This window comes from Caballeronia sp. (genome assembly GCF_028292365.1).
Taxonomy (GTDB): domain Bacteria; phylum Pseudomonadota; class Gammaproteobacteria; order Burkholderiales; family Burkholderiaceae; genus Caballeronia.
Genome location: NZ_JAQGMM010000023.1, coordinates 1 through 6,282, shown reverse-complemented (window position 1 = coordinate 6,282; position 6,282 = coordinate 1). Strand labels below are relative to the sequence as shown.

The 6,282-nt window shown below is 56.9% G+C and carries 7 protein-coding genes; 5 read left to right on the top strand and 2 right to left on the bottom strand.

Annotation, left to right across the window (positions count from 1 at the left end; genetic code table 11):
- Window positions 1-125: 125 nt before the first annotated feature.
- Complete coding sequence (locus JWR14_RS01105) at window positions 126-1,295, bottom strand: helix-turn-helix transcriptional regulator (protein ID WP_299699900.1); 1,170 nt, start codon at window positions 1,293-1,295, stop codon at window positions 126-128.
- Between the two features lie 191 nt (window positions 1,296-1,486).
- Between JWR14_RS01105 and JWR14_RS01100 the strand changes: the two genes are divergently transcribed.
- From JWR14_RS01100 to JWR14_RS01090, 3 genes are all read left to right on the top strand, one after another.
- Window positions 1,487-1,705 (top strand): hypothetical protein, encoded by a 219-nt coding sequence (locus JWR14_RS01100; RefSeq protein WP_299699897.1) that lies wholly within the window; start codon window positions 1,487-1,489, stop codon window positions 1,703-1,705.
- Between the two features lie 137 nt (window positions 1,706-1,842).
- On the top strand, window positions 1,843-3,066 hold the full coding sequence (locus tag JWR14_RS01095; protein ID WP_299699894.1) for a serine hydrolase domain-containing protein: 1,224 nt from the start codon (window positions 1,843-1,845) through the stop codon (window positions 3,064-3,066).
- 41 nt (window positions 3,067-3,107) lie between these two features.
- A complete protein-coding gene (locus tag JWR14_RS01090; protein WP_299699891.1) occupies window positions 3,108-3,401 on the top strand; it encodes an H-NS histone family protein in 294 nt (97 codons plus the stop codon).
- 14 nt (window positions 3,402-3,415) lie between these two features.
- Here the strand turns inward: JWR14_RS01090 and JWR14_RS01085 are convergent, their stop codons facing one another.
- On the bottom strand, window positions 3,416-3,982 hold the full coding sequence (locus JWR14_RS01085) for a lipocalin family protein (RefSeq protein ID WP_299699887.1): 567 nt from the start codon (window positions 3,980-3,982) through the stop codon (window positions 3,416-3,418).
- A 651-nt stretch (window positions 3,983-4,633) separates the two neighbouring features.
- Here JWR14_RS01085 and JWR14_RS01080 point away from each other — a divergent pair.
- A complete protein-coding gene (locus JWR14_RS01080) occupies window positions 4,634-5,587 on the top strand; it encodes an AEC family transporter (protein WP_299699884.1) in 954 nt (317 codons plus the stop codon).
- 111 nt (window positions 5,588-5,698) lie between these two features.
- Window positions 5,699-6,184 (top strand): HipA domain-containing protein, encoded by a 486-nt coding sequence (locus JWR14_RS01075; RefSeq protein WP_299699881.1) that lies wholly within the window; start codon window positions 5,699-5,701, stop codon window positions 6,182-6,184.
- The last annotated feature ends 98 nt before the right edge of the window (window positions 6,185-6,282 follow it).

Below are 6,282 nucleotides of genomic sequence, written 5' to 3'. Positions count from 1 at the left end.
GCAAAATGCCCGCGCGTTGTGCGCAGGCAGTTACGACGTCCTCGATCAAAGCAGCGACAACGGCCAGAACAACCTGTTGATTGCGTGCAAAGCGCAGTAACGCCGGGCCTTGTTCAACTCAGGCTCTAATCCGGCGCCGGGTGAGCGGGCAGGTTGAGCAGCAGGCGAATCAGGTCGACCTGACGATTCGTTGCCGTCTTCTGATAGATCGCCTGCAACTGTTTGCGCACGGTGTCGTGCTGGACGCCAATTTGGTTGGCAATCTCTTTGGGCGTGCGCCCTTCCGCTATATGACAGGCCACGCGGCACTCTGCCGGTGTCAGGTCGAACGCACTCGCGAGCAGATCCGAATCGACAATTGGCGGTGAATCCGGGTGATAGAACGTGAGCAGCGCGGCGTGCCCACGGTTCGTTGTGACCGGGTGATAAAACACGTATAGCGCGTCTTGACCGGTGGACTCATCGTGGTGATCTTCCGTCAGCCGAAGCATCCTGTACGCCGGCGTCACATCAACCGTCGCATGACATTCTTCCAAAATCTGCCGTTGCGCGGCCCCTTGCAATTCAAGCTTTCCTTCGGCGACCTGAACCAACCTGGTTCGTCCCAGCATCTGCGTGCTTGCATCGTTAAAACGGAGCAGTGTCCCGTTCAGCGCGACGAGCATGGCCGGCTGACGCCATTCGTCGAGAACGGGAACACGGGCGAAAAGCTCAGGCGTCGCGAAGTAACGCACGTCCTGAAGTTGTGCAGCGCGTGAAAGATGCGGCATCAGGCGATCGAGCCAGCGCGGCTCCGGTTCGACTAGAGCCTCCCTCTCCGAGTCAAACTCACAAACCAGCGTGACCAGCAATTTGCCGGTATCGAGAATAGGCCGGCTTGAAATATGTGCCGACGCAATAATGTTCCCGGAATCAGCGCTTTTCTGATCCAATTCAAACCGCGCAAACGATTCAATTGGATTTTTCATCGATTCCGCTGCCCGATTTCCAGAGACGGTGTAATGATTTTTATTTGCCAAATTTCCGAAACTTTCGGAATGAGGATTAGCGGACTGCTTATCGTTGATACTGTTCACGGTAATCCAGACCGCGCGGGCGCCAATCAAGCCGGCGATCGCAGCACATACGGCATGCCAGGCGCGCGGTTGGGTGAGCGTTTCATATATAGCGTTGACAGCGTGGTCATATTGGTCGCTTTCAAGAAGCATCCATTTTCTCCTGTCATGCGGATAATTTGCCGATCCGAGATGTCGGCTTATTGCATTTTTACTGTTCCGCATTTGCGGAATATACAACACCCCGCCTGTTTAGATACTCTGCAGGAAGTCCTTCCAGGCCTGCGCTGCCTTCGTTCTGGCGGCGTGTTCGCGCATTGCGCGAACCTCAGAGCATCCAACTTGTGACAGCGGAAACGGTTATCTGTTCCGCGTGTTGCGTCGAACTCGTTCGATAAAAAGTAAAAATAACATCTACCATGGAGTAGTGAATGAATCATCGGCAAATCGAAACGGATATTCTCCATCTGGAGCAAGTAATCGGAAGAATCTCCGCTGACGATCGCATTCCTTTGTCTTACTGGCGTAACCGGGTTGATCTCGTGGCATCCCGTGCTCTTGTGCCCGCCCAGCAATCGCGCATGCAACGAATCAACGACCGGCTCGAACAACTTGAAGCCGGCATCGGATTGAATTGCTCACTGGTTTAAAACTTGTGTAAGGCAATGTGGTTTAATTTCCGGTTTTTGTGTCACGGAGTTGCAACCGAAGTAAATCTTTCCTTGGAGTCTAATTCCCGGCGTGCTTAAATGATGGGCTGAGAATTGCGTACAAAGAGGGATATTGAATGTCCGACGCGGGATTCAGCGCCACGCGCCTTGAGCGCACACGTACCGCGATGCAGCAGTTCGTCGAGACCGGCGACGTCGCCGGCTGCGTCAGCTTGGTCTGGCGCCATGGCGAAATAGCCCGGGTCGATACCCTGGGCCACAGCGACATCGACACGCTCACACCCATGACGCGCGACACGCTGTTCCGCATAGCTTCAATGACGAAACCCGTGACGAGCGTCGCCGCCTTGATGCTGGTGGAAGAAGGCCGCATTGCACTCGATGACCCGGTGTCGCGCTGGTTGCCTGAACTGGCCAACCCCAAGGTGCTCGCCGACCCGGCCGCGCCGCTCGACCGCACAGAACCCGCTCGCGCCCCCATCACCTTGCTCGATCTGCTTACGCACCGCGCCGGATTTGCCTATCACTTCACTGCGTCCGGCGCGCTAGCCGACGCCTACAGCAATATCTTCAACGATGTTGATGGATTGGCGGACCCTGGCGCGTGGCTGCGGCGTGTGGCCGAACTACCCTTGATATTCCAGCCGGGCACGCGCTGGCACTACGGCATCTCCACCGATGTCCTTGGTGCGCTGATCCAGCGCATCAGTGGCATGTCGCTTGAGGCGTTCTTTCGTACACGCATCTTCGAGCCACTGGCAATGACAGACACTGGCTTCGTGGTGCCGCCTGAAAAACTCGGGCGATTGTCGGTGGCTTATGCCATTGATCCAGCTACGCGGCAACGTGTGGTGGAAGATCATCCGGCATCGAGCCGCTTTGCCAAACCCGGACGCTTTCAAAACGGCGGCGGCGGTCTTGTTTCCACTGCCGACGACTATCTGCGTTTCGCGCGCCTGCTGCTCGGCCGCGGCCGTCTGCAAGGCCACGCCGATGAACGCGCGCGCGGTCCGCGTCTGCTGACGCATCGGTCAGTGGACCTCATGCGCACGAATTTCCTGTCTCGTGATCAGCGCCGCATTCCGGCGTTCGGTCAGATCGTGTGGGGAGGTCAAGGGTTTGGATTGGGCTTGGCCATCGTGGACGATCCAGCGCAACAACGCACGCTCGGTTATCGTTCCGTGGGTTCGTTCGGCTGGCCCGGCGCGCTCGGCACGAGCTGGTTCGCTGATCCGGTTGAAAACATGATCGGCATCATGCTGATCCAGCGACGCAGCGTGGAACCCTTTCCGATGGCAGCCGTATTCGAGCGCCATCTGTATGACGCCATCGACGATTAAGCGGTGACGCTGGCGCTCATGCCAAATTCAGAGAGCAGCTTATGGCCACCTACAAGCAACTGACCGCACAACTCGAAAAACTGCATAAGGAAGTTGCGATTGCACAGCAGAAGGAAATCGCGGCTGTGATTGAAGAGATCAAACGCAAGATTGTTGACTACGACCTGACCGCCGAAGAGCTGGGCTTTTCAGCGAAGCGCGGCAGGCCGGCCAAGAAGGCGCCGTTGCCGCCGAAGTATCGTGATCCGAAGACAGGCGAGACATGGAGCGGGCGCGGGCGCCCACCGGGCTGGCTCGCGGGGCGCAACAAGGAACGCTTCCTGATTGGTGTTTGATTGTTCAATGACGCTCAATGCAAGGTCTCTCGCAACAGCGTCACGTCGTAGCCGAGCGTGCGTACGCGATTGACCAATGCCGTGCGTTGCTCGGCCGATGGCTTCGCTTCACGCGTGAGGATCCAGAGATACTTGCCGCTCGGTTCGCCGACGATGGACCACGTGTAGTCATCGGCGTGATCGAGCACCCAGTAATCCCCAACGTAGAACGGTCCGAAGAACGACACTTTGAGCTTCGCGTTGTTCGCATCCGGGACGATCTTCGCCTTCCCTTCGGACGACCTGAAGGCTCCATTCACTCCACCAGTCCGACACGAATTGACGATGGAAAGCAGCCCGTCATCGCGTTTTGCATAGTTTGCCGTGACCGCTTCGCAGCCACGTTCGAAGCGGTTTTCATAGCGTGCAAATTCGAACCATTGACCCAGGTAACGATCGAGATCGACCGGCTTCGCAGGCTCGGGCACCTGCGCGTTGCCGCTCTTGTTGCTGCCGGCCATTGCGCATGCAGCCAGCAGGCCCAGTCCGCCGATCACCAGCAAAGCCGTTGTGCCGATGGTGACGGATCGTTTGAATTTCATGATGGTCCTCGTTGTGATTGAGCGGCATTTAAGCGGCATTTGCGTGATACATGTCGCTGTATGAGCAAGCTTCATTCCGTTGTTTCGAGTCCCGCATAGCCTCACCTATAGCGTGATGAAGTTATCGAAAAGCACTGTCAGGAAGCACTCAAAGCTCACCTGCACGCGTACCAACTGTTTTAACAACGGGTCGCAACTCATTGATAGAGAACGCTTTAACGCGGCACAGGCAGCGCATCGCAAGAGCCGCTCGAAGCTCTTAATGTGCTTTCTCAACATCGCAGGATCACCCTCCCGTATAACCTCACCTATAGCGTCACTCGCTTCACGCTTACGCGAGCGGAGGGTCGAGTTTGTGTTGCGCATAGCCCTTGCGAAACGTGGTGAAGATCTCAAAGCGATGTCGGAGAGAAGCCGTGCAAGCCTTATAGATAAAGGCTTTTAGCGGTATACCTCAAGCACTTGCTGAAGCCAGCTTACCCCTTCGATCTAGTTAGCGATACTTGCAAATCGCCTTAAGCGTGAGTTTTTGTCGAGTCATGCAACTCACCTCGCGCGGCTCCCGAAATCGCTCACCTTTATAAAGCTCGCTCTGCGCCGAGCGGATTCAGCCGCTATGCTCTTGGCCTCATTCACTTGGCTCCGCTGCTCATGTCGTCGCTGGTCTTATCGCTTTTCACTCCGCTCCTGAAGATCATTCTTCCTGTGTTCGCGTTGATCTTTGCGGGTTATGCGTGTCGCAAGACCAATCGGCTGGGACCGAATGCGTCGTCGGAACTGAATCGGTTCGTGGTCTATCTTGCGTTGCCCGCGCTGCTCTTTGACATCATGGCGACCACGCCATGGCATGCGCTAGATCAGCCTGCGTTCATAGCAGTGTTTGGACTGGGTGCGGGTGGGGTCTTTGTGTTGACCGTGCTGATCCGATTAAAACAGTCGCGTCACCTCGCCGATGCCAGCCTCGACGGTCTCAACGCTGCGTATCCCAATGCGGGTTTCATCGGCTTGCCGTTATGCATGCTCGCCTTCGGTCACGCGAGCCTCGCGCCCGCGGTGATTGCGACGATCATGACGGTGTGCGTGCTATTCGCTGTGGCTATTGTGCTGATCGAACTGGGTCTGCAGACCGAGAAGAAATTGGTTGCCACGCTTGGCAAGGTGGTCAGGTCGCTGGTCACCAATCCGTTGTTGTTCGCGCCGTTTGCGGGCTGGTTGTGCAGCGGAGCGGGGCTCACTATCTCGGGTGGTGCGGACACGTTTCTCAAGTTGCTGGGCGCAGCGGCAAGCCCGTGCGCACTCGTTGCGCTCGGGCTGTTTCTTGCCGGGAAGTCAGAAGGCGGCGCGGCTAAAACTACCACCATGCTGGTCTTGGCCAAGCTCACTGCGCAACCGTTGCTGACATGGTGGCTGGCGTTTCACGTGTTCGCACTGCCGGTGTTGTGGGCGAAGACGGCGGTCATACTCAGCGCGTTACCCACGGGGACGGGGCCGTTCATGCTCGCGGAATTTTATAAGCGGGAGGCGGCGGTGACGTCCAGCACCATTCTGTTTTCCACGGTCATCTCATTGATCACGATCACGGTGTGCCTTGCCGCGTTGAGCTGATAGCGAAGTGCGCGGTCTCGGTGCGGCGGAAGTCCAAATAACGCCGCCTCGCCGAAGGGGTGCAAATAACCTTTTTTCCTTCAGGGTCAAGACTATTGCGCGTTGAAGGGATTGGATCCTGTCGAGAAATATCGCAAGGGAACCCTCGAAGACTTGGCTAAGCTGACACAGGAATTCAGCTCTGGTGACAACGTCAAGGAAAACGCCCGCAAGCTCTTTACGCTGCAACTCCTGAACATCGCGCTGAGAAATGCGGACGCACACCTGAAGAATTTCGCCGTGACGTATACCACCGCAGAGGATGTCCGCCTGGCACCCGTCTATGACATCGTCACGGTGACCGTCTATCCGCGATACAGGACGAATCTTCCAGCGCTGCCTCTGTACGGTAAGCGCGTATGGGCGTCGGGCAAAGCATTTGTACGCTATGGCGGCGCGTGGCTAGGCCTGACCACCGCCGACATGACTAATAGCGTGAAGCGTATTACCGCAGCAGTGCAAAGTGTCCTGCCTCTTGTAAGAGAATGTGCCGAGCGTTTCCCGGGCTTTCAGGAAGTGGCCAAAGGTAATGCTCGACGCGTGGGCGCAAGGTCTTGAAGACATAAGGCCCGATGCCAAACCCGGCAAGAGTACGCCGGCGCTTCTGCGTGAGCAGGCAGGATTCTCAAACCCGGACGGGCTGAAACACCGCAAGG